We start from the raw sequence: 21760 nt of genomic DNA on the forward strand, positions 1-21760 counted from the left end.
ACTTTTCGGGGCTCGGCCACTCCCTCCCTGGCATGAAACGCTGGACCCTCTTTGCCGCCGCTGTCCTCGCAGTCGCCCTCACGGTAGGTTGCGGCACCCTGGACGAGAAGCAACGGGCCTGGATCTTCCAGCCCAGCGACCGCAGCTGGGGCGGTTCGGCCAGCTCGGCGCGTGACATGGATGACGTATGGGTGGAGTTCAAGTCCGCTGCGACGGGGGAGCCCGTCAAACTGCACGGCCTGTGGATTGCCGCCGAGGAACGCGCGGCGGATGGCCCGGTGTTGCTGTACCTGCATGGCGCGCGCTGGAACGTCGCCGGTTCCTCGCCGCGCATACGCCGGATGCAGGAACTGGGCTTTTCGGTGCTGGCCATCGACTACCGAGGCTTCGGCAAGAGCACGCCAGGCCTGCCCTCGGAAGAGATGGCATACGAGGACGCGCGCGCAGCCTGGGACTGGCTCGCCGCGAAACACCCGGACCGCCCGCGCTACATCTTCGGCCATTCGCTGGGCGGAGCCGTGGCGATCGATCTGGCCGCCAAGGTCGACGATGAGCGCGGCACCATCGTCGAGGGCACGTTCACATCCATCCCGGACGTGGCCAGCTCCATGAAGTGGGGCTGGCTGCCTGTGGGGCCGCTGATCACCCAGCGCTTTGAATCCGTGCGTAAGGTGGCCAGAATCGGCTCCCCGCTGCTGGTGGTACACGGCGAGAACGACAACCTGATCAAGAGCGACCTGGGCCGCAAACTGTACGAGGCGGCCCGAGGCAAGAAGCGATTCGTGCTGGTTGAAGGCGGCTCCCACTACAGCACCATGGCCATGGGCCAGGGCAAGTACCGCGAAGCGTTGGCCGAACTGTTCAGCCTGGCCTACTCGCCCGGCAGCGTGAAGTAGAAGGTTGCGCCCTCGCCCGGCCGCGCCTGGGCCCAGATGCGGCCGCCGTGGCCCGAGATGATTTTCTGCACGAGCGCCAGCCCGATCCCCGTTCCCTCGAACTCGGTGAACGCATGCAGCCGCTGGAAAGCGCCGAACAGGCGCGAGGCGTACGCCATGTCGAAACCCGCGCCGTGATCGGCCACGAAGTAAACGGTTTCACCGCCCGCATTTTTCTCACTGCCGATGCTGATCCAGACCCCGGGCTTGCGCGTCGAGAACTTCCACGCGTTGCCCAGCAGGTTGGTCATCACCTGCGCCAGCAGGCGCGGGTCGCCACGCACCCAGAGATGCCCCGTCATTTCGACCGTGACCTCGCGCTCGGGCTCGCGCTCGCGCAGTTGGGCCAGCGAGAGCGCAGCCAACGCAGCCAGGTCGACTTCCTCGTACTCCAGCTCCACCCGCGACAGCCGCGCCAGCGACAGCATGGCTTCGGTCAGGTCGCTCATCTGGCGTACCCCTGCGCGTATGCGCCGCAGGTAGTGCTTCGCCTTGGCGCCGTCCTGTTCCAGGTTGCAGGCTTCCAGCAAGCGGGTGAAGCCGTCGATGGAGGTCAGCGGCGATCTCAGGTCGTGCGCGATGGAGTAAGAGAATGCCTCGAGTTCCGCGTTGGCCGCCTCCAGCTGCGCCGTGCGTTTGCGCACGCGCTCCTCCAGCTCGGAGTTGAGCAACGCGATCTCCTCCTCCCGCTGCTTGCGCTGCAGGAACTGGCCGACTTGCGAGCCGACGATGCGGAAGGTCTGCAACAGGCGCTTTTCCGGCTCGCGCACCGCAAAGCTCACGAACGACATGACGCCCAGGGTGCGCCCCTGGGAGGCTACCGGGAACATGCAGGCGCCGTGCAGTTCGACGCCCGGCGCCAGTGTGGCGCCAAGCACAGGCCTCTGCTTGGTGAGGTCGCTGAACCACAGGGGCTGGCCCGATTCCCAGACGCGGCCCACCATGCCCTCGCCAGGCCTGAACACGGCGGCCTCCGACGACGCCATGTGCGCCGCAATGGGACTGTCTTCGGGGTGCCAGGCAGCGGCAAAGCGCAGCACGCGCGCGGCCTCGTCGGCCTGCCAGAAGCGTCCGTACTCCCAGCCCTGGGTTTCGCACAGGGCCTGGATGACGGATTTCAGGGCCACCACCGTGTCATCGGCATCGGCGAGCTGGCGGGCTACCGCGTGCTCCAGGCGCAGCAGGTTGTCGTCGCGCTCATTGGGGGGCAGGTTCATTGGATTGGCAGCTGGGCGATCGGCTTCACTCTAGCCCCAATGCCAGCTAAAAGCCAGCCGGGGGTTCTGCTACGCTCAGATGGATGTCCGCCGCGCCACCGACCGCTTCGACCGCCGCGAGGCCCGCCATGACGCCGGGCCTCGTCGTACTGGTGTTGTCGCTGTTGCTGGGTATCCAGCCGGTCACCACCGACTTGTATCTGCCCGCCCTGCCTTCCCTCACCGAGGGTTTTGCGGCGCCGGTTTCGCAAGCGCAACTGACGCTCACCACCCTGCTGCTGGCTTTTGGCATCTCGCAACTGGTGTGGGGCCCTCTGTCGGATCGCTACGGCCGCCGGCCGGTGTTGCTGGTGGGGTTGGGCGCCTATACGCTGGCCTCCATCGGCTGCGCGCTGGCGGCCTCGATGCCGCTCCTGATCGTCTGGCGCACCGTCCAGGGAGCCGCCATGGGTGCCGCGGTGATGGGCGCCAGAGCCATCGTGCGCGACCTGTACACACCTGAAACGGGGGCGCGCGTCATGTCCAAGGGCCTCACCGGCCTGGGCGTCATCGCATGCGCCTGCGCGCCGCTGGGGGGCCTGCTGTCCGATGTCCTGGGCTGGCGTTATGCGCTGACGGCGCTCGCCGTATTCGGCGCCCTGTCGCTGGCGGTGGTTGCGCTGCGTTTCGAGGAAACGCTGGCGGTGAGGAACCCGCTGGCGCTGCGGCCGGCGAACCTGCTGGCCACCTGGCTCAGCATCCTGCGGCACCCCGCCTTCCTGACGTATTCGGCCCTGTCCACCGCTTCGTACGCGGGGCTGTTCACCTTCCTGGCAGCATCGTCATTTGTTTTCATCAAAGTGCTGGGGCTGTCGCGCACCGAGTACGGCCTCGTGATGTTTTCGATGGCGCTCGTCTACATCCTGGGCACTTTCATGTGCCGGCGGCTGCTGCCCCGCTACGGGGTGCGGCGCTCGGTGGCCATCGCGGGTGCCCTGACCCTCGCGGGCGGCACCTCGATGGGCGGGCTGGCGTGGGCGGGGCTGCATAACGGCTGGGCCATCATGCTGCCCTATTACCTGTTCATGCTGGCGCACGGCGTGCACCAGCCCTGCGGCCAAAGCGGCGCCGTCGGCCCGTTCCCGCATGCCGCGGGCGCAGCCTCGGCGCTCAACGGCTTCCTGATGATGGTGGCGGCGTTTGCGGTCGGCGGTTGGATGGGGACGCGGCTGGATGGCACGGTTTTCCCGCTCACCAACGGCATCTGGCTCTGGAGCGTGTGCATTGCCGCCGTGTCATGGACCCTGGTGCAAAGGTATGGCGAACCGCGCAGGGCCTGAGATGAGGGTCGTTGCCATTGCGGGACCCACGGCGTCGGGCAAGACCGCGGCGGCGTTGGCCATCGCACGGGAGCACGACGCGGAGATCATCAGTGTCGATTCCGCTCTGGTGTATCGGGGCATGGACATCGGCACGGCCAAGCCGTCGCCGGCCGAGCTTGCCGCCGTGCCGCACCACCTGATCGACATCCGCGATCCGTTGCAGGCTTACAGCGCCGCGGAATTTGCGGCCGATGCGCAGCGCCTGGTCGCCGAAATCAACGCCCGCGGCAAGCTGGCGCTGCTGGTGGGCGGCACCATGCTGTACTTCAAGGCCTTGTTCGAGGGCTTGGACGCGATGCCGGCTGCTGACAGCGCTGTCCGAGCCGAAGTGGAGGCCGAAGCTGCGGCGAAAGGCTGGCCGGCCATGCACGAGGAACTGGCGCGGGTCGATCCCGCGACGGCTGCGCGGCTCGCGCCCAATGACGCACAAAGGATCCAGCGGGCGCTGGAAGTGTTCCGGGTGTCGGGCCAGCCGCTTTCCAGCTTTCATCGGCGCAGCGCGGACGCTCCTGCCTTGGGCGCCACGCCGCTCTTCTCGCTGGAGCCCACGGATCGGGCTTGGTTGCACGAACGCATCGCCCGGCGTTTCGACGACATGCTGGCCGGCGGCTTCCTCCAGGAGGTGAAGACCCTGCGGGCCCGCGGCGACCTCAGCCCCGACCTGCCCAGCATGCGCTGTGTCGGCTACCGCCAGGCCTGGGAGGCGCTCGACGGCCTCTGGCCGATGGAGCAGCTGCGCGACAAGGGCATCTTCGCCACACGCCAGCTCGCCAAGCGGCAACTCACCTGGCTGCGCAGCATGCCGCAGCGCCGGGTGGTTCCCTGCGATGCGCCGGATGCGATGGAGCAGTTGCTGGCTTCGGTGCGGGTGTCTGCATGAGCTTGGTGGTGACCAACCTCGGCAAACGCTACGGCGACACGACTGTGTTCTCCAAGGTTTCGCTCGAAGTGGCGCGCGGCGAGTTCGTCGCCATCGTCGGCGAATCGGGCGTCGGCAAATCCACGCTGCTCAATTGCATGGCGGGGCTGGATAGCTGGGACGAGGGCTCGGTCACCCTGGAGGGCCAGGACCTCGGGGCCTTGAGTGACGACCAGCGGGCCCTGTTGCGGCGTCGGCAGATCGGCTTCGTGTTCCAGGCCTTCCATGTGCTGCCGCATCTGGACGTGGCGCAGAACGTGGCGCTGCCGCTGATGCTGCTGGGCGAACCGGACCACGCCAGGGTCGAGGCCATGTTGCGCGCTGTCGGATTGGACGGGCTGGGGCCGCGCCTGCCGCAGCAGCTATCGGGCGGGCAGCTGCAGCGCGTCGCCATCGCGCGGGCACTGGTCCACCGCCCCGCCACCGTGCTGGCCGACGAGCCGACCGGAAACCTCGATCCGCGGACAGCTGCCAAGGTGATCGACGTGCTGATCTCGCAAACGCGCGAGCAAGGCGCCTCGCTGGTGTTGGTCACCCATTCCGAAGCGGCCGCGACGCGGGCCGACCGGGTATTGCTCCTGACCAGCGAGGGCGTGGCCCCCAGGCTATAGCGGCGGTTTGCCGAAGGCCTTGCGCAGCACTGACAGGCCGGCGTTGATGTCCTCGATGGGCATTTGGCCTGGCGCCGAACTGCTCTCGCCGACGGCGAAGGTCATGGCCGATCCAAAAGTCCAGCCGCACAGCCGCGTCACCGATCCAAAACCGCCCATCGACATGCTGACCACCGGGATCTCCAGCTTCTCGCTGGCCTGCAAGGTGGCGCTGAGCAAGGTGAGCACGTCTTGCATGTTGTGCGGCATGACGGCCACCTTGGCCACATCCGCGCCCAGCGCCTGTGCCTGGTCGAACCGCTGACCGAGAACCTGAAGTGACGGGGTGCCCTGGAAATCGTGGAACGACAGGATGAGTTTGACGCCGTTGTCTCGCGCCAGCTCCCGCACCTCGCGCACCTGCGCGGGCTCGTTGCCCATTTCGTAATCGACCAGTTCGACTTGGCCACTTGCGCACACGGCGCGATACAGGGCGATGACCTGCGGTTCCGAGAGTGCGATGGATTCGCCGCCCTCTCTCGACGAGCGGCGCGTGAAGAGCAGCGGGATTCCGGGGGCTGCCTGCTTGATGCGTGCGGCCAGTCCGATGACCTGGGCCGTATCGCCAATTCCCTCGAAGAAGTCCACCCGCCATTCCAGGATGTCGGGCTTCTTGGCTGCGACGATCGCCACCTCGGCCAGCAGCTTCTCACTGGTGCGGCCGATCAGGGGTGCGCAGACGGCGGGAAAACGGCCGCTGCCTGCAGGCCTTCCGTTGACTTCGATGGCTTTGGCTTGCATGAATGGGATTGTACGAACCGCTAGGCCTGCGCCGAGCCGGCTGCGATGAGCTGGGCATAGCGCGCCAGGTCCACGTTGCCGCCGCTGATGATGATGCCCACCCGCTTGCCTTGCAAGTCCAGCCTCGCGTGGCAGGCAGCGGCAAACCCCAGGCAGCCCGTGGGCTCGACGATCATCTTCATGCGCTCCGCAAAAAATCGCATGGCCTCGACAAGCTGGGCGTCGCTGGCAGTGACCACACCTGAAACTTCGCGTTGGATCACCTCGAAGGTGAGCGTGCCCACTTGCTGGGTCTGGGCGCCGTCAGCGAGCGTCTGTGGCGTGGGGATGCTGACGATACGGCCGGCGCGCAGCGACAGCTGCGCGTCGTTGCCCGCCTGGGGCTCCACGCCATAGAGCTTGCAGCGCGGCGATAGCGCCCGGGTTGCCAGCGCTGTGCCGCTGAGCAGCCCCCCTCCGCCAAGCGGCACGAGCATCACATCGAGCTCGCCCACTTCCTCCAGCAACTCTTTGGCCGCGGTGCCCTGCCCTGCCATCACGTCCGGGTGATTGAAAGGAGGGATGAGGGTCATGCCGCGCTGGGCGGCCAGTTGGGCGGTGAGTGCCTCACGGTCCTGCGTGTAGCGATCGAACAGGATCACTTCGCCACCGTAGCCGCGCGTCGCGTCGATCTTGGCTTGGGGTGCGTCGAACGGCATCAGGATGGCCGCCGGTATGCCCAGCAGCCTGGCCGAGAGCGCTATCGCCTGAGCGTGATTGCCCGAGGAAAACGCAACGACACCGGCCTTGCGTTGGTCGGGGCTGAACTTCGACAGCGCGTTGAAGGCCCCGCGGAACTTGAAGGCACCCATGCGCTGGAAGTTCTCACACTTGAAGAACAACTCGGCCCCGGCCAGGCGGTTGGCTGTGGCCGAGCGCAGCACCGGTGTGCGATGGGCCTGGCCCTCCAGGCGGCGGGCGGCGGCAATGACGTCTTCATAGGTGGGCAACTCGAGCATGGCTCCAAGCTTAGCAAATCGTCAGCGTGTTTCGGCGGCCACTGCGGAAGTTCTCCTACACCGGGCCGCCTCAGCGCTCGCGAAGATGGCACGGTCCAAACCAAGGAGTACCCCACATGGCAACCCGTGCTGAAAAAGACGCCTGCGACCTGCTGGATGCAGACCACAAAGCCGTCAAGAAGATGTTCAAGGAATACGAAGAACTGACGAATTCCCGCTCGCGCAGCGCGGCGCAGAAGAAGAAGGATCTGGCCCAGCAGATCTGCCAGGAGCTCACGGTCCATGCCCAGGTCGAGGAAGAGATCTTCTATCCCGCCTTGCGCGCTGCGTTCAAGGAAACCGATTTGCTGGATGAAGCCGAAGTCGAGCACCAGACCGCCAAGGACCTGATCGCACAGATCCAGGCAGCGGCCGATCCCGACGACATGTTCGACGCCAAGGTCAAGGTGCTGGGCGAGTACATCGATCACCACGTGAAGGAAGAGCGCGGCGAGATCTTCCCGAAGGCCCGCTCGGCCAAGAAGCTGGACCTGATGGCCATGCGCGATGAACTCGAGGCGCGCAAGGAAGAACTGATGGCGGAAATGAGCGCGATGGCCTGAGGCCTGCGCCGCCCTGGAGGCTGCGAGCGGGCGACAATAGCCCATGCTCGCGCTGCTTCGCACGTTCTCCTGGCAGGAACTGCGCCACCATCCCTGGCGCAATGCGGCTGCTGTGCTTGCCGTCACGCTGGGCGTGGCTCTGGCGTTTTCGGTCCACCTGATCAATGCGTCCGCGTTGAGCGAATTCTCCAGCGCGGTCGGCTCGGCCTCGGGCCAGCCCGACCTGGAACTGCGCGGCGTGCAGGGCACGTTCGATGAGAGCCTTTATGCGCGGGTGGCCACGCATGCCCAGGTGGCCGTCGCCAGCCCGATCCTCGAGATCAGCACCTTGGCGCAGTCACCGGGCGGCGCGCGCAAGCCGGTACGCGTGATCGGTGTGGACGCGCTGGTCGTCCCCGCGGTCGCGCCGGCTTTGATGCCGGTGCCGCGCGAGGGAGCGGACCGTCTCTCCATATTTGCGCCGAACGCGGTCTTCCTCAATCCCGCCGCGCGGCAGGCACTGGCCCCGGGCGCGACGCTGCGGCTGCAAAGCGGCCTGCAGCTGCGCGAAGCCGCAGTGGCCGGCACCGTGGCGGCCGGAGGCGGTCCCCTCGCCGTGATGGACATAGGCGCGGCCCAGGACTTTTTTTCCCGGCAAGGCCAGCTTTCGCGCATCGATATGCGACTGCGGGCGGGCGCGGATCGCGCAGCCTTCGTGCGCTCGCTGCAACTGCCCGCGGGCGTAGTCGCTGCAGAGCCGGCTGACGCCGCGCAGCGCGTGGGCAACCTCTCGCGCGCCTATCGGGTCAACCTGACCGTGCTGGCCCTGGTGGCGCTGTTCACCGGCGCCTTCCTGGTGTATTCGGTGCTCTCGCTCAGCATCGCGCGGCGGGCGCAGCAGTTCGCACTGCTGGGCGTGCTGGGACTGACGCCCGGGCAGCGGCGCCGCCTGGTGCTGGCTGAGTCGCTGGTGCTCGGTGCGCTGGGCAGCACCGCCGGGATCGCGCTGGGCGCCGGCTTGGCGGACGTTGGCTTGCAGGTATTGGGCGGCGACCTCGGCGGCGGCTACTTCTCCGGCGTGGCCCCGGACCTGCAATGGAGCAGCACTGCGGCGGTGACCTACGCCTTGCTCGGCACAGCCGCTGCGGGCGCAGGCGGATGGCTGCCCGCTCTGGCGGCGCAGCGGTTGCCGCTGGCTCAAACGCTCAAGGGCCTGGGCAGCGGCCTTGTTGGCCCGCGGGGCCATGCGTTGGGCCTCGTGATGATCGCCTGCGCTGCATTGCTCGCCCTGTTGCCGCCCGTGCAGGGCATCCCCTTGGGCGCCTACCTTTCAGTGGGCCTGCTGCTGGTGGGCGGCATCACGGTCTTGCCGTGGGCCGTGGCGCTGCTGTACGACAGGCTCGCGCCGGCTTTTCGGGGCCACCTGCTGCCGCTGCTCGCCGTCGAGCGCGCGCGCCGTGTTCGCGAAAGCGCAGCGGTGGCGGTGAGCGGCGTGGTGGCTGCCTTGAGCCTCGCGGTCGCCCTCACGGTGATGGTGGCGAGCTTCCGCGATTCGGTCGCCCACTGGCTGGACGTGGTGCTCCCGGCAGACCTGTATCTGCGCACGGCGCAGTCCACGCAAGCCGGCGAGACGGCCTGGTTCTCGCCCGACTTCGTGCAAGCAGTGGCACGAATTGAGGGGGTCAAACGGCTGGCGGCGCAACGCAGCCGCTCGCTGCTGCTGGACCCTGCCCAGCCGCCGGTGGCCTTGCTGGCCCGCGAGATCGGGGATGCGGCGCAGACGCTGCCCCTGGTGGGTGATCTCGCGCCGGCACCGCCCGGCCACTTCGCGATCTATGTCAGCGAGGCGATGGTCGACCTGTATGGCGCGCGCCCCGGCACCGTCTTCGCGCCGCTGTCCGCTGCATTCAGCGCGGTGGGCAACGGGACGCCGGCCTTCTTCGTTGCGGGCGTGTGGCGTGACTATGTACGCCAGAGCGGTGCGATCGCGATCGAGCGCCGCGACTTCGAGCGGCTGACCGGCGACCGGCGCGCCAACGACCTCCAGCTCTGGTTGGCACCTGGCGCCGACGCCGCGCAGGTGCAGCAATCCATTCGCTCCCTGGCAGAGCGCGAGGGCGGCACTTCGGATGTGGTGGAGTTCGCTTCGACGCAGGAATTGCGCGCAAACTCGCTGCGCATCTTCGACCGCAGCTTCGCCGTCACCTACTGGCTGCAGGCGGTGGCGATCGCGATCGGCCTGTTCGGCGTGGCCGCCAGCTTCAGCGCGCAGGTGCTGGCGCGGCGCAAGGAGTTCGGCCTGCTCGCACACCTGGGCCTGACACGCAGGCAGATCCTCGCTGTCGTGGCCGGCGAAGGCGCAGCCTGGACGGCCATAGGATCGGCGGCGGGCCTGGCCCTGGGCCTGGCCGTATCGTTGGTGCTGGTCCACGTCGTGAATCCGCAGAGCTTCCACTGGACCATGGACTTGCGGGTGCCCTGGGCGCGCCTGCTGGGGCTGTGCGCGGCCGTGGTCGTCGCCGGCACGCTGACGGCATGGCTAGCAGGCCGGGCCGCGGCCGGGCGCGACGCCGTCCTGGCCGTGAAAGAGGATTGGTGATGCGCAGGCGCTCTCTCGTGCTCTCCATCCCGGGTTTAGCGCTGGCCCCGCGCGCCTATGCGCTGCCGCCCGCGCAGCTGCAGTTTCCGCGCGATCACGGCGCGCATCCCGACTTCAGGACGGAGTGGTGGTACATCACCGGCCATGTGCGGGCGGGCGAGCGTGAATTCGGCTTCCAGGTCACTTTCTTTCGCTCGCGCGTGGATGCCACGCAGGACATGACTTCGCGCTTCGCCGCCAAGCAACTGGTGTTCGCCCACGCGGCGGTGACGGATGTGAGCGGCCGCAAGCTCTGGCACGACCAGCGCATCGCGCGTGAAGGCTTCGAGTCCGTCGCAGCGGCACCGGGCGATACGCGCGTGCGGCTGCGCGATTGGGCGCTCGAGCGCGGGCCCTCCGGTTACCACGCGCAGATTCCGGCCGGCGACTTCACGCTGGACCTGCACTGCGTGCCCACCCAGCCTGTGCTGCTGCAAGGACGCCAGGGACTGTCGCGCAAGGGCCCCCAGCCCGAGCAGGCCAGCTACTACTACAGTCGGCCTCAACTGGCAGTCGCCGGGGCCTTGAGCCTGCAGGGCCGGCGCTTCGAGGTGACCGGCAAGGCCTGGCTCGATCACGAGTGGAGCCAGGAAGTGCTGCATCCGCAGGCCGTGGGGTGGGACTGGATCGGCATGAACCTGGAAGACGGCAGCACCCTCACTGCCTTTCGACTGCGGCGCCAGGATGGTTCGGCGCTATGGGACGGCGGCTCGTACCGCACCTCCGCCGGCACTTTGCACACCTTCAGTGCGGGCGAAGTGGTGTTCAGCCCGCAGCGCCGCTGGACCAGTCCGCTGTCGCAGGCCATCTACCCCGTGGAATGGATCGTGCGCACGCCCGCAGATTTCTATACCGTCAAGGCAGTGATCGACAACCAGGAACTGGACAGCCGGGCATCCACCGGCGCCATCTACTGGGAAGGACTGTCGGATTTGTTGGACAGCAACGGCAAACGTGTCGGCCGCGGCTACCTGGAGATGACGGGTTACGTCAAGCGCCTGCGGCTGTAGCTTTGCCATGGATGAGTTGTTATTTTCAGACCCTTTAGCGCAATAGCCCTTCACTGCTGAGTCTGGCGTCATGGTCCACTTTCAGGTACCGTGATGGCCATCCGCAAAATAGGGGCTCTCATGAAACCACAATCCGCCGCGCTGACCCAGGCCTCGCTGGTGTCCACGGCCGGACGCAAGGCAAAGAGAGTGCAGAAGAAACTGCACGAGGCCGAAGCCGAGCTGCATACCGCCAACGAGATCCTCGTCAAGGCCGTTCCAACACGCGACAAGGAGAGCATTGACGCCGCCCTGGAACAGAACGTGGCGGCGGAAGAAAAAGTCCACGACGCGGCAGAAGAACTGGAAGTCGTCACCGCGCTGCTGTCCGACGCCGATCAGACGGCGCAGGCCACCGGGATGTTGCCAGGCGCGCAAGGGCGCACCGGCCAAGGCGCGAGAAGCCTGATTCCCCACCTGAACCAAAGAGCAGCCGCCTCGCCCTAGATCCTGGGATCAGTACACTCGGGGCGATGGCTTCAGCCTCCCCTGCCGCAGGCGCCAAGGCCTCGCCCCGCTCTCTCTCGGGCCTGCTGCCCTTCATCCGTCCCTACCGCGCGCGCATCGCGTTGGCCGTGGTGTTTCTCGTCATGGCCGCCGTGGCGACCCTGGTGTTCCCCGTTGCACTGCGCGGCCTGATCGACGGCGGGCTCACGTCCGGCGACAAGGGCATGCAACTGGTGGCCCTGCGCTCGCATTTCCTCGAGCTGTTCGCGGTAGCCGTGGCGTTGGGCCTGTTCTCCGCGGCGCGCTTTTACATGGTGAGCTGGCTGGGCGAGCGGGTGACGGCCGATCTGCGCAATGCGGTGTATGCCCACGTCCTGGAGCAAAGCCCGGAATTCTTCGAGACTACCCAGACCGGCGAAGTGCTGTCGCGCCTGACCACCGATACGACGTTGGTCCAGACCGTGGTGGGCTCCCAATTGAGCCTGGGACTGCGCAACACCGTGATGGGCCTGGGCGCCCTCGCCATGCTGGTCTGGACCAACCCCTATGTCATGACGCAGGTGCTGCTGATCATCGTGCTGGTGGTGCTGCCCACCATGTGGTTCGGCCGGCGCGTGCGGCGCCTGTCGCGGGCCAGCCAGGACCGCGTGGCGGACTCCAGCGCGATCGCGGCCGAAGTGTTGAATGCCATCCCTGTCGTACAAAGCTACGCTGCAGAATCGCGCGAGGCGGCACGATTCGACGGCGCCACGGAAAACGCATTCAAGACCGGCGTTCGCCGCACGCGCGCCCGGGCGGTGCTGGTGGCCTTCATCATCATTGCCAACGCCGCCCTGCTGCTGTGGGGCCTGTACCAGGGCACGCAGGCGGTGCTCGCGGGCAAGATCAGCGCCGGACATCTGGGCGAGACCATCGTGTATGTGATCATCCTGGCGGGCGCGGTGGCCGTGCTGGGCGAGGTCTATGGCGATCTGCTGCGCGCGGCCGGCGCCACCGAACGCCTGATGGAGCTGTTGGAGAGCCGCTCGCCCGTGACCTCGCCCGAGCGTCCGGTGCCGTTACGCGCCGCGCAGGGCGGCAGTGCTGTAGCATTCGAAGCCGTCACCTTCCACTATCCTTCACGTCCCGCCACCGCGGCGCTGAAGGATTTCAGCCTGCAGGTCGCGCCCGGCGAAACCGTGGCCCTGGTGGGGCCCAGCGGCGCCGGCAAGAGCACGGTGTTCCAGCTGCTGCTGCGCTTCTATGATCCGGGCAAGGGGCGCGTTGTGCTGGACGGAGTGTCGACGCGTGAGGTTGCGCTGCAGGATTTGCGCGGGCGTATCGCCCTCGTGCCGCAGGACGCCGTCATCTTCTCCAGCAGCGCAATGGAGAACATCCGCTATGGCAGGCCGGGCGCGAGCGACGCCGAAGTGATCGCGGCTGCCAAGGCCGCCTTCGCAGACGACTTCATCAGTGACCTGCCCGCTGGCTACGGGACCTTTCTTGGCGAGCGCGGCGTGCGCCTGTCGGGCGGCCAGCGCCAACGCATCGCCATCGCCCGGGCGATGCTCAAGAATCCGCCGTTATTGCTGCTGGACGAAGCGACCAGCGCGCTGGACGCCGAGAGCGAGCGCATGGTGCAAGCAGCTCTGCAGTCGGCCATGAGGGACCGCACGACCTTGGTCATCGCCCACCGCCTGGCCACCGTGCAGCAAGCGGACCGGATCGTGGTGCTGGACCACGGCAGGATCGTCGAGCAAGGGACGCACGAGTCGCTCGTGACGGCCAACGGGATGTATGCGAGGCTGGCGGCCTTGCAGTTCATGGACTAGGCTACATCAAGGGCAAGCTCTGAAACCCTGAAGCTTCGCTCATCAACGGCAACTTGATGGTGAACTGGCTGCCGCGGCCGACGCCTTCGCTATGCACGGAGATCGTGCCGCCGTGCTCGCGCACCAGCCGGTCGGCCAGGGTCAGTCCGACCCCCATGCCGGCGCTGGCGTCCGGCGATTTGTCGCGCGCCTGGACAAACAGGGCGAACACATGGGGCAGCATGTCCGCGGCTATGCCCACGCCGTTGTCGCTGACCTCGATCACGGCCTGGGCGTCCTGGGCGCGCACGGCGACCTGGATGCGCCCCCGCTCGGGCGTGTATTTCGCGGCGTTCTGGATGACGTTGGTGAACACCTGAAGCAGGCGGGCGGAATCGCCATTGAGCCAGAGGTCATGCGAAGCCGCCTTGAAAACCACGTCGTGCTTTCTTTCCTGGATGGCGGCAGCCGCCATCTCCAGCGCATCCTTGACCAGGCTGTTGACCTCCACGGCCGTTTCCTGCAATTCAACCTTGCCGTTTTCGACGCGGGTGACATCGACCAGGTCACTCACCATCCGCGATATCTGGTCGACCTGGCGGCTCATCACCTCGCGCCGGTCGGCTAGCTCGGGGCCGGTGGTCATCGGCTTGAGCTTCAGCAACGCCAGGTTCAGTTTGATCGCGGCCAGCGGGTTGCGCAGTTCGTGGGCCAGCATAGCCATGAATTCGTTCTTGCGCAGGTCCGCCTGTTCCAGGGCCAGCTGCTTGCCTCGCAGTTCCTCCATCGCCAGGGCCATTTCGCCATTGAGCCGCTCCAGCTCCTCGAAGGGCGTCAGCGCCTCGAAGCCCGCCAGCTGGGTGACCCGGGCCTCGACCTCCTGGATGGACAGCGGCTTGCGGTCCCGCGGCAAACCCATTTCGAGGACGACGACGGTGCCGCCTTCTTCGGGGCTATCGACAGAGAGGTGGTCCACCAACCGGCGCGCAGCCGCGATGCCACGCTGGGTCTCGGCCCGCATGGCAAACATGACCTCGGCCCGATCGCGCGGCCTGGGGACGGCGGGACTGCGATCGGCGAACTCGGCCACCAGGCATTGGGAACGTCGGCCTCGCGGCTGGGTGTCGAACATGAAACTCAGGCTCGCCTCGCTGCCATTCTGGGCCGTGTGGCGGGCGATTTCAGAAATCGCGGTGACGAAGCGCGTGCGCTGCAGCGTGTCCAGGCCGAACAGTTCGCCCACCTGCCGGGCCCGCTCTCGGGCCGTCGTCACGGTGAGCGTGGTGATCTTGACGGCAGCAATCGGGTGCCTCATCACATTCCTTTCGCAACCACGATGGTTGCATCGTCGGTATCCCTGGCGTGATCGCGGAACAGGACGGAAGCGATCAGGCTCGGATGGCGAGCCAGCAGGCCTGGGTACTTGGCCAGGTTCCAGCGGCCCGACAAACCATCGGTATTGAGAATGACCACCGCGTTCGCCTTCCACGAGGCCGTCTGGCTGCGCACCTTGCGCAAGTTATAACCCGCAATTCCCTCGATGGAAAGCAGGTGCTCGGATCCCGCGTCCTGCAGGATCACGGCCATGATATTGCCGACGCCGCAGAAGACGGCGGTTCCGGCCGCGGCGTCCAGCGCCAGCACGGCCATCACCACCCCGCGGGTTTCCTTCAGCTGCTCATGCGCGCTTTGCAGGATGTCGGCTGCTGTGTCGGTGGGACTCGCGGCATCGACGACCGCAATAGCCTGTTTGGCGGCACTGGCCGCGAGAGGGCCATGGCCCAGGCCATCGACGATGCAGATCAACTGTCGGCTGCCGAAGTCGCGTATCCGCCAGGCGTCGCCGCACTCGGTCTGGCCCCGCTTGGGAGCCGAGCGGGCCGAGGCGATGAGGGCCGGCGCGGCTTTGCCCACCCCGGGCGCCGCCTTGGCCACTCGGGCGAGCACAGCCGATCCCTGCCCGGCCACGCTATAGACGTCGAAGTAGGTGGAGGCGCGCTTGATGCTACCCAGCCCGACGCCCAGGCTGCCGCTGGTGGAGTGCCCATCCCGAAGCGATGCGGCGAAATCGGCAAAGCCGGGGCCGCGGTCCGTGGCGACGATTTCGATGCCGCGACGGCCTGCTTCGGCAAAACGGGCAAGCGTGACGCTACCGCGCTTTGCATACTTCACGAGGTTGGTGGAGACTTCCGTGGCGACCAGCGCGACATGGCCCATCTCGGTATCGTTCATGCCCTCCGCCCGCGCCAGGTCCGCAGCCGCACGCCGCACCTCGCCGACCTGGCTGGGCTCGTGGACTTCTATCGTCGTTTCCATTGGATAACCGTGACTCTTGTTCCCCTTCCGGGGTGGGAGATGATGTTGAACTCGCTGACCAGGCGGCGGGCGCCACCCAGCCCCAGGCCCAGGCTGCGCGCGGAGCTGTAGCCATCGGTCATCGCCTGCGCTACGTCGGCGATGCCTTTTCCCTCGTCCTCGAAGTCGAGTCGCAGTCCGGGCTGCTCGCCTTTCAGAACTTCGGCAATGGTCATCGTGCCACCGCCTCCATGCACGAGGGCGTTGCGGCCCAGCTCGCTGGCGGCCGTGACGAACTTGGTGCGATCCACGCTGCTGAAGGCCAGGCGTGTCGCCCAATCCGACACCAATTTCCGCGCGCTGCCCAATTGCTCCTGCGTTGTGACCGGTACCGTCGCTGATTTCAGCGCGGCGATAGCGCGTCCCCCGGCTCATCTAGGGAGTCGTGAAGCAGGCGCATTCCCTTGTCGACGTTCAGGGCGGTCCTGATATTCGAAAGCGTCATGCCCAGTTCCACCAGGGTAATGGCGACCGCGGGGCGCATTCCCACCAGCACCATGGTGGCATCCATCACTCGGGCTATGGCCGCAATCTGCGCCAGCGAGCGGCCAATGAACGAATCGACGATTTCCAGTGCCGAGATGTCGAGCAGGACGCCGCGCGCGCTGGTCTTCGTGAGCTTGGTCGTCAGGTCATTCTGCAAGGTCATGGCCAGCTCATCATGGAGCTCGACCTGGATCGTCACCAGGAGAAACTCGCCCAGCTGGAGAATGGGGATCTGTTCCAAGCGCGTCAGCCCGCGCCAACCGCGTGATCGAGCTTCACGATGGTGAGGTTGCTCTTGCGCAGCGCAACGCGCAGCGCGTCGGCCAGCGACGACTTGGTAGTGACATCGCCCAGTTCCACGCCCAGGTGCACGATGGTCTGCGCGATCTGGGGACGGATGCCGCTGATGATGCATTCGGTGCCCATCAGGCGCGCGGCCGCGACGGTCTTGAGCAGATGCTGCGCAACCTGCGTGTCCACCGTGGGAACGCCGGTGATGTCGATGATGGCGATGCTGGCTTCGTTCTCGACGATGGCCTGCAGCAGGCTTTCCATCACGACCTGGGTGCGTTCGCTGTCCAGCGTGCCGATGAGGGGCATGGCCACGATGCCGTTCCACAACCGGATGACGGGCGTGGACAGATCGAGCAGTTCCTGGTGCTGGCGGTCGATCACATGTTCGCGACCCAGCTGGTAGGCCTCGATCGTCACCAGCCCGAGCTTGTCGAGCATGGTGGACACGTGCCACAGCGCCTCGATCAGGGCCTTGGGATCTTCCGCGTACGCCGTTCTAAGCGCGGAGAACAATGGCTGTTTGAGCGAGAACACGAAAGTGGCGGTTTCCGAAGACGAAAAACCGGCGATGGCGCGATCCTTGGAAAGATTCGACAACGAGGCGCGAACCTCGTCCCAGCCGGAGCCGCTCAGATGTTCGTCGTAGCCGTGCTGGACGGCCTCGGAGAGGCCTGAAAGGAAGGAACGGGATTGCTCGCGAAGCGCATGCACGTCCAGCTGGTCGCGGCGGCCGCTTTGGCTGAGCTGGGAATCCACCCAGCTGCTGAGGATGGAGGCCTCCTTGTTCTTAAGGATGGCGGCTATTCCATGGTTGTTCAACGAAGCTCCTGGAGTTCAGGAGCGATCGGCGACGGCTTTCCCTGGACAAATGTACACGTGGGTGCCCACGATCACCCATGATATCCCGCGCAGCGACTTCCGTGTGTGCGGAAGAGTACAGACGAACTCGCCCGCCGCTATTGGAGCGGTCCCTTGAAGGCCTTGGGAATGGGTAGTGGCAACACCGGTATGCCCTCCTCCACCAGCGCCTCGGTCTCCTCGCGCGAGGCCTGCCCGCGGATGCTGCGTTCGCCGGTTTCGCCATAGTGGATGCGGCGTGCTTCCTCGGCGAAACGCTCGCCCACGTCTTCGGTGTTGGCCATGACGTGGCGCACCATCTTCAGCCATTCCGCCTGCAGGGATGCGTCCGGCGTGGTCACGACGTCCTGGCGCGGCGCGGGCTGTGCGGCCCCCAGGTTCAAGCGCGGAGCCGTGAGCATCTTGCTCACGCCCGTATCGCCGCACAGCGGGCATTCCACCAGCCCACGCGCGAGCTGGCCCTGGAATTCATCTTCGGAGGCGAACCAGCCTTCGAAGGTGTGGCTGTGCGAGCACTGCAGGTTGAGGACCTTCATACAGCTAGATTATGTCTTCCAGTCCAGATTCCAAGCCCCGGAAAGGACGTTTTGCAGCCACAGTGCCCCGGTCAGGGTCTTGGCGTCGGTCACCCGGCCGTCGCGGCACCAGGCCAACAGCTCGGCCGGAGTCGCCGTGATGACCTCCAGGAACTCTCCCTCGTCGAGCTGGCGCTCGCTCAGGACCAGGCCTTTGGCGAACCAGATGTCGATGAACTCGGTGGAGTAGGAGATCACGGGATGCAGCACGCCCGCCCGAGCCCATTCACGGGCGCTGTAGCCGGTCTCTTCCAGCAATTCGCGCTGGGCGCAGGCCAGGGAATCCTCGCCGGGGTCGAGCTTGCCCGCCGGGAACTCGATCATCACCCGGTCTACCGGGTAGCGGAACTGGCGCTCCAGCACCAGCCGGCCGTCGTCCAGCATCGGGATGACCATCACCGCGCCGGAATGGATGACGTACTCACGGGTCGTCTGTTTGCCGTCGGGCAAAGCCACCGTGTCGCGAAACGCGTGCAGAAAGCGGCCCTTGAACAGCTCCTGGCTGCCGGTCTTGCGTTCTATGAGGTGGCTGTCGTCTGCCATGGGGCGCTCAGCGGGGGTGGGGATGGCGGCGAAGATAGCGCCAGATGAATCCGGGAAAGGCGAAGGTGATGAATAGCGCGCCGGTCACGGCGTAGAACTCCCAGCCTTGCGGAGCGATCTGGCCCGCGCGCCGTTCGAGCAACAGGCCAACGCCGCCCACTGCGAGATACATGAGCACCAGCTCTGCCAAGCGCAGCGCCAACGGCTTCGGTCCAGCCAGGGGAAACACAGCCAACAGCCGCTGGTTCACGAACGGAAGGTTGGCGGCGACGAAAGCCAGCAGGATGACCAGCCAGATCGATGCGGTTTGGGACATCCCCGGACCGGCTCAGGTGCCCAGCGTCTTGATGATGGCCTGCGCGCACAGCGTCATCAGGCCACCCGGCAGGATGCCCAGGATCAGCACCAGGGCGCCGTTCAGGGTGAGCACCAAGCGCACGTCGGCCGGAGCCGACACGGTGGTGGCGGTGATCGGCTCGTCGAAGTACATCACCTTGACCACGCGCAGGTAGTAGAACGAGCCGATCAGCGACATCATGACGGCGAAAACCGCCAGCCAGATGTACAGGGTCTGGCCCGAAGCCACCAGCGATTGCAGCACAGCCAGCTTGGCATAGAAGCCCACCAACGGCGGCACACCGGCCAGCGAGAACAGGCACACCGCCATGACGCCGGCGTAGAGCGGGCTGCGCTGGTTCAGGCCGGCGAGGTCGGCGATCTCCTCGCTCTCGAAGCCTTCACGGGCGAGCAGCAGGATCACACCGAAGGTCGCCAGCGTCGTCAGCACGTAGGTGACGATGTAGAACATGGCCGAGCTGTAGGCATTGGCGGCCGAGAGGGTGTTGTTGTTCACGACGCCCGAGAGCAAGCCCAGCAGGACGAAACCCATCTGGCCGATGGTCGAATAGGCCAGCATGCGCTTGAGGTTGGTCTGGGCGATGGCGGCGAGATTGCCGACCATCAGCGAGCCGATCGCCATGATCATCAACATCTGCTGCCAGTCCAGCGCCAGCGGCAGCAGCCCTTCGACCAGCAGGCGAATGGTGATGGCAAAGGCCGCAAGCTCGGGCGCGCTGCCGATGACGATGGTCACCGAGGTGGGCGCGCCCTGGTACACGTCGGGAATCCACATGTGGAAGGGTGCGGCGCCCAGCTTGAACGCCAGGCCGGCCACGATGAAGACCAGGCCGAACACCAGCACCTGGTGCTTCACCTGGCCGGAATTCACGATCTTGAAGACGGTCGCTATATCCAGCGAACCCGTCGCACCGTAGAGCATGGACAGGCCGTAGAGCAGGAAGCCGCTGGCCATGGCACCCAGCACGAAGTATTTCATCGCCGCTTCGGTGGAAGTGGCGTGGTCGCGGCGCAGCGCGACCAGGGCGTAGCTGCACAGGGTGAGCAGTTCCAGGCCGAGATAGATGACCAGGAAGTTGCTGCCCGACATCATCACGAAGATGCCCAGCAGCGAGAACATGGACAGGATGAACATCTCGCCGCCGCGCAGCATGTCGCGGTCCGCGGCATAGGGGCGGCCGTACACCAGGCACACCATCATCGCCAGCGTGGCAAAGCACTTGAGCCAGTTACCCATGGGGTCGCTCACCACCATGCCGCCGAAAGCGTAGAGGGTCTGGTTTTCCACGGCAAGCTGGCCGGTGAAGTACGCGACCACGGCCAGGGTGCCCATGGTGAGCCAATAGGTCATGTCACGCAGGCGCGTCTTCACGCCCAGGTCGACCATGGCGATAACGCAGGCCATCACCATCAGCAGGATTTCGGGCGATACGATGATCAGGCTTGATTTGTCCAGCATCTTGTTCTTTCAGTGCCTGCTCACAACTTGGACATGGCCACGTGCTTGAGGAAGTCCGCCACCGACACGTTCATGATGTCGGTGAAGGGCTTGGGATGGATGCCCATGTAGAGCACCGCGGCGGCCAGCAGGCCCAGCATCAGGAACTCGCGGGCATTGATGTCGGTGAGTTGCCGCACGTCTTCGTTGACCACCGGGCCCAGATAGACGCGCTTGAACATCCACAGCGTGTACGCAGCGCCGAAGACCAGCGCCGAAGCGGCCGCCGCGCCCAGCCAGAAATTCGCCTTGACGGCGCCGAGGATTACCATCCACTCGCCGACGAAACCGGCGGTGGCCGGCAGGCCACTGTTCGCCATGCAGAACAGCAGGGCAAAGGCAGTGAAATTGGGCATGGTGTTCACCACGCCGCCATAGCTCGCGATCTCGCGCGAATGCACGCGGTCGTACAAGACGCCGATGCAAAGGAACATGGCGCCCGACACGAAACCGTGCGCGATCATCTGCACGATGCCGCCGGCGACACCCAGGTCGCTGAAAATGAAGAAGCCGAGGGTGACGAAGCCCATGTGGGCCACCGACGAATAGGCCACCAGTTTCTTCATGTCCTGCTGCACCATGGCGACCAGGCCCACATAGACCACCGCGACCAGCGACAACCCGATCATCAGCCAGGCGTATTCACGCGCGGCATCCGGTGCGATCGGCATGGAAAAACGCAGGAAGCCGTAGGCGCCCAGCTTCAGCATGATGGCGGCCAGAACCGCCGAGCCGCCCGTCGGCGCCTCGACGTGCACGTCGGGCAGCCAGGTGTGGACCGGCCACATCGGCACCTTGACGGCGAACGACGCGAAGAAGGCGAAGAAAAGCAGTGTCTGCGCGGAAAGGCTCAGGGGCAGCTTGTGCCAGGTGATGATGTCGAAACTGCCGCCCGACTTGGTGTAGAGGAACACCAGTGCCACCAGCATCAGGAGCGAGCCGAGCAGCGTGTACAGGAAGAACTTGAAGGCCGCGTAGATCTTGTTGGGGCCGCCCCAGATGCCGATGATCAGGTACATCGGGATCAGCGTGGCTTCGAAGAAGGTGTAGAACAGGATGCCGTCGAGCGCGGAGAACACGCCGATCATCAGGCCCGACAGGATCAGGAAGGCGCCCATGTACTGGTTGACGCGCTCGGTGATGACTTCCCATGCCGAGATCACCACCACCAGGTTGATGAAGGCGGTGAGCAGCACGAACCAGAACGAGATGCCGTCGATGCCGACGTGGTAGTTGACGTTGAACCGGTCGATCCAGCGCGCCTTCTCGACGAACTGCATGGCGGAGCTGCCGGCGTCGAAGCCGGCATACAGCGGCAGCGTGACGAGCAGGCTGACCACGGCGCCGATCAGCGCGAGCCAGCGCACCGAGCGTGCCTGGTCGTCGCGTCCCAACGCCAGCAGCACGACGCCGAAAAAGATAGGCGTCCAGATGGCAAGGCTTAGCAAACCCATTTTTATTCTTCCGC

General features: G+C 66.0%; 22 protein-coding genes. 9 read left to right on the forward strand and 13 right to left on the reverse strand.

All coding sequences use genetic code 11. The features are described from left to right. Positions 1-32: 32 nt before the first annotated feature. Positions 33-896, forward strand: coding sequence for an alpha/beta hydrolase (locus HNE04_RS14270; RefSeq protein WP_172220092.1), 864 nt, complete (start codon positions 33-35; stop codon positions 894-896). Here the strand turns inward: HNE04_RS14270 and HNE04_RS14275 are convergent. After that, on the reverse strand, positions 872-2152 hold the full coding sequence (locus HNE04_RS14275; RefSeq protein ID WP_172220094.1) for a sensor histidine kinase: 1281 nt from the start codon (positions 2150-2152) through the stop codon (positions 872-874). The genes HNE04_RS14270 and HNE04_RS14275 overlap by 25 nt on opposite strands. A gap of 83 nt (positions 2153-2235) precedes the next feature. Between HNE04_RS14275 and HNE04_RS14280 the strand changes: the two genes are divergently transcribed. Genes HNE04_RS14280 through HNE04_RS14290 form a run of 3 tightly spaced genes read left to right on the forward strand, consistent with a single transcriptional unit; the run spans position 2236 to position 5043 of the window. After that, positions 2236-3471 (forward strand): multidrug effflux MFS transporter, encoded by a 1236-nt coding sequence (locus tag HNE04_RS14280; RefSeq protein WP_172220097.1) that lies wholly within the window; start codon positions 2236-2238, stop codon positions 3469-3471. Position 3472: 1 nt separating this feature from the next. Then, the gene (gene miaA, locus HNE04_RS14285) at positions 3473-4393 is read left to right on the forward strand and encodes a tRNA (adenosine(37)-N6)-dimethylallyltransferase MiaA (RefSeq protein WP_235964994.1); all 921 of its coding nucleotides are present in this window, start codon (positions 3473-3475) and stop codon (positions 4391-4393) included. Beyond that, positions 4390-5043: an ABC transporter ATP-binding protein gene (locus tag HNE04_RS14290; RefSeq protein ID WP_172220102.1), complete on the forward strand. Its 654-nt coding sequence runs from the start codon at positions 4390-4392 to the stop codon at positions 5041-5043. The genes miaA and HNE04_RS14290 overlap by 4 nt, the downstream gene beginning before the upstream one ends. Here the strand turns inward: HNE04_RS14290 and aroD are convergent. Continuing rightward, on the reverse strand, positions 5038-5823 hold the full coding sequence (gene aroD, locus HNE04_RS14295) for a type I 3-dehydroquinate dehydratase (protein WP_172220105.1): 786 nt from the start codon (positions 5821-5823) through the stop codon (positions 5038-5040). The two genes, HNE04_RS14290 and aroD, sit on opposite strands and share 6 nt — an antisense overlap. Positions 5824-5843: 20 nt before the next feature. Then, positions 5844-6821, reverse strand: a complete 978-nt coding sequence (locus HNE04_RS14300) for a threo-3-hydroxy-L-aspartate ammonia-lyase (RefSeq protein ID WP_172220108.1) — start codon at positions 6819-6821, stop codon at positions 5844-5846. A gap of 116 nt (positions 6822-6937) precedes the next feature. Between HNE04_RS14300 and HNE04_RS14305 the strand changes: the two genes are divergently transcribed. From HNE04_RS14305 to HNE04_RS14325, 5 genes are all read left to right on the forward strand, one after another. After that, positions 6938-7423, forward strand: coding sequence for a hemerythrin domain-containing protein (locus HNE04_RS14305; protein WP_172220111.1), 486 nt, complete (start codon positions 6938-6940; stop codon positions 7421-7423). Positions 7424-7466: 43 nt separating this feature from the next. Further along, on the forward strand, positions 7467-10001 hold the full coding sequence (locus HNE04_RS14310) for an FtsX-like permease family protein (RefSeq protein WP_172220114.1): 2535 nt from the start codon (positions 7467-7469) through the stop codon (positions 9999-10001). Further along, positions 10001-11050: a lipocalin-like domain-containing protein gene (locus HNE04_RS14315; RefSeq protein WP_172220117.1), complete on the forward strand. Its 1050-nt coding sequence runs from the start codon at positions 10001-10003 to the stop codon at positions 11048-11050. The genes HNE04_RS14310 and HNE04_RS14315 overlap by 1 nt, the downstream gene beginning before the upstream one ends. A gap of 93 nt (positions 11051-11143) precedes the next feature. After that, positions 11144-11536 carry a hypothetical protein gene (locus HNE04_RS14320; protein ID WP_172220120.1) on the forward strand — a complete coding sequence of 131 codons (393 nt, stop codon included), beginning with the start codon at positions 11144-11146 and terminating at the stop codon, positions 11534-11536. A gap of 26 nt (positions 11537-11562) precedes the next feature. Beyond that, positions 11563-13347 carry an ABC transporter transmembrane domain-containing protein gene (locus HNE04_RS14325; protein WP_172220122.1) on the forward strand — a complete coding sequence of 595 codons (1785 nt, stop codon included), beginning with the start codon at positions 11563-11565 and terminating at the stop codon, positions 13345-13347. 1 nt (position 13348) lies between these two features. Here HNE04_RS14325 and HNE04_RS14330 read toward each other — a convergent pair whose 3' ends face one another. From HNE04_RS14330 to HNE04_RS14375, 10 genes are all read right to left on the reverse strand, one after another. Beyond that, positions 13349-14641 (reverse strand): sensor histidine kinase, encoded by a 1293-nt coding sequence (locus tag HNE04_RS14330; protein ID WP_172220125.1) that lies wholly within the window; start codon positions 14639-14641, stop codon positions 13349-13351. Next, positions 14641-15642 carry an ATP-binding protein gene (locus HNE04_RS14335; protein ID WP_172220128.1) on the reverse strand — a complete coding sequence of 334 codons (1002 nt, stop codon included), beginning with the start codon at positions 15640-15642 and terminating at the stop codon, positions 14641-14643. The genes HNE04_RS14330 and HNE04_RS14335 overlap by 1 nt, the downstream gene beginning before the upstream one ends. Then, entirely contained in the window at positions 15627-15989 is a 363-nt protein-coding gene (locus HNE04_RS14340) for an anti-sigma regulatory factor (RefSeq protein ID WP_172220131.1), read from the reverse strand. Before HNE04_RS14340 ends, HNE04_RS14335 begins: the two co-directional genes overlap by 16 nt. Positions 15990-16024: 35 nt before the next feature. Beyond that, positions 16025-16408, reverse strand: a complete 384-nt coding sequence (locus tag HNE04_RS14345) for an STAS domain-containing protein (RefSeq protein ID WP_172220134.1) — start codon at positions 16406-16408, stop codon at positions 16025-16027. Positions 16409-16413: 5 nt separating this feature from the next. Further along, positions 16414-17280, reverse strand: a complete 867-nt coding sequence (locus HNE04_RS14350; RefSeq protein WP_172220137.1) for an STAS domain-containing protein — start codon at positions 17278-17280, stop codon at positions 16414-16416. A 137-nt stretch (positions 17281-17417) separates the two neighbouring features. Continuing rightward, positions 17418-17855, reverse strand: a complete 438-nt coding sequence (locus tag HNE04_RS14355; protein WP_172220140.1) for a DUF1178 family protein — start codon at positions 17853-17855, stop codon at positions 17418-17420. Positions 17856-17864: 9 nt separating this feature from the next. Continuing rightward, positions 17865-18437: an NUDIX domain-containing protein gene (locus HNE04_RS14360; protein ID WP_172220143.1), complete on the reverse strand. Its 573-nt coding sequence runs from the start codon at positions 18435-18437 to the stop codon at positions 17865-17867. 7 nt (positions 18438-18444) lie between these two features. Further along, positions 18445-18753 (reverse strand): DUF2818 family protein, encoded by a 309-nt coding sequence (locus tag HNE04_RS14365; RefSeq protein WP_172220146.1) that lies wholly within the window; start codon positions 18751-18753, stop codon positions 18445-18447. Positions 18754-18765: 12 nt separating this feature from the next. Next, a complete protein-coding gene (gene nuoN, locus HNE04_RS14370) occupies positions 18766-20253 on the reverse strand; it encodes an NADH-quinone oxidoreductase subunit NuoN (protein ID WP_172220149.1) in 1488 nt (495 codons plus the stop codon). Positions 20254-20273: 20 nt separating this feature from the next. After that, complete coding sequence (locus HNE04_RS14375; RefSeq protein WP_172220152.1) at positions 20274-21746, reverse strand: NADH-quinone oxidoreductase subunit M; 1473 nt, start codon at positions 21744-21746, stop codon at positions 20274-20276. Positions 21747-21760 lie beyond the last annotated feature (14 nt).

Origin of the sequence: Caenimonas soli, assembly GCF_013155545.1 — a bacterium.
GTDB lineage: Bacteria > Pseudomonadota > Gammaproteobacteria > Burkholderiales > Burkholderiaceae_C > Ramlibacter > Ramlibacter soli.

Bases quoted from the DNA above. Each gene is read 5' to 3' on its own strand.
- HNE04_RS14270 (WP_172220092.1), top strand. From the start codon at position 33: ATGAAACGCTGGACCCTCTTTGCCGCCGCTGTCCTCGCAGTCGCCCTC.
- HNE04_RS14275 (WP_172220094.1), bottom strand. From the start codon at position 2,152: ATGAACCTGCCCCCCAATGAGCGCGACGACAACCTGCTGCGCCTGGAG.
- HNE04_RS14280 (WP_172220097.1), top strand. From the start codon at position 2,236: ATGTCCGCCGCGCCACCGACCGCTTCGACCGCCGCGAGGCCCGCCATG.
- miaA (WP_235964994.1), top strand. From the start codon at position 3,473: ATGAGGGTCGTTGCCATTGCGGGACCCACGGCGTCGGGCAAGACCGCG.
- HNE04_RS14290 (WP_172220102.1), top strand. From the start codon at position 4,390: ATGAGCTTGGTGGTGACCAACCTCGGCAAACGCTACGGCGACACGACT.
- aroD (WP_172220105.1), bottom strand. From the start codon at position 5,823: ATGCAAGCCAAAGCCATCGAAGTCAACGGAAGGCCTGCAGGCAGCGGC.
- HNE04_RS14300 (WP_172220108.1), bottom strand. From the start codon at position 6,821: ATGCTCGAGTTGCCCACCTATGAAGACGTCATTGCCGCCGCCCGCCGC.
- HNE04_RS14305 (WP_172220111.1), top strand. From the start codon at position 6,938: ATGGCAACCCGTGCTGAAAAAGACGCCTGCGACCTGCTGGATGCAGAC.
- HNE04_RS14310 (WP_172220114.1), top strand. From the start codon at position 7,467: ATGCTCGCGCTGCTTCGCACGTTCTCCTGGCAGGAACTGCGCCACCAT.
- HNE04_RS14315 (WP_172220117.1), top strand. From the start codon at position 10,001: ATGCGCAGGCGCTCTCTCGTGCTCTCCATCCCGGGTTTAGCGCTGGCC.
- HNE04_RS14320 (WP_172220120.1), top strand. From the start codon at position 11,144: ATGGCCATCCGCAAAATAGGGGCTCTCATGAAACCACAATCCGCCGCG.
- HNE04_RS14325 (WP_172220122.1), top strand. From the start codon at position 11,563: ATGGCTTCAGCCTCCCCTGCCGCAGGCGCCAAGGCCTCGCCCCGCTCT.
- HNE04_RS14330 (WP_172220125.1), bottom strand. From the start codon at position 14,641: ATGAGGCACCCGATTGCTGCCGTCAAGATCACCACGCTCACCGTGACG.
- HNE04_RS14335 (WP_172220128.1), bottom strand. From the start codon at position 15,642: ATGGAAACGACGATAGAAGTCCACGAGCCCAGCCAGGTCGGCGAGGTG.
- HNE04_RS14355 (WP_172220140.1), bottom strand. From the start codon at position 17,855: ATGAAGGTCCTCAACCTGCAGTGCTCGCACAGCCACACCTTCGAAGGC.
- HNE04_RS14360 (WP_172220143.1), bottom strand. From the start codon at position 18,437: ATGGCAGACGACAGCCACCTCATAGAACGCAAGACCGGCAGCCAGGAG.
- HNE04_RS14365 (WP_172220146.1), bottom strand. From the start codon at position 18,753: ATGTCCCAAACCGCATCGATCTGGCTGGTCATCCTGCTGGCTTTCGTC.
- nuoN (WP_172220149.1), bottom strand. From the start codon at position 20,253: ATGCTGGACAAATCAAGCCTGATCATCGTATCGCCCGAAATCCTGCTG.
- HNE04_RS14375 (WP_172220152.1), bottom strand. From the start codon at position 21,746: ATGGGTTTGCTAAGCCTTGCCATCTGGACGCCTATCTTTTTCGGCGTC.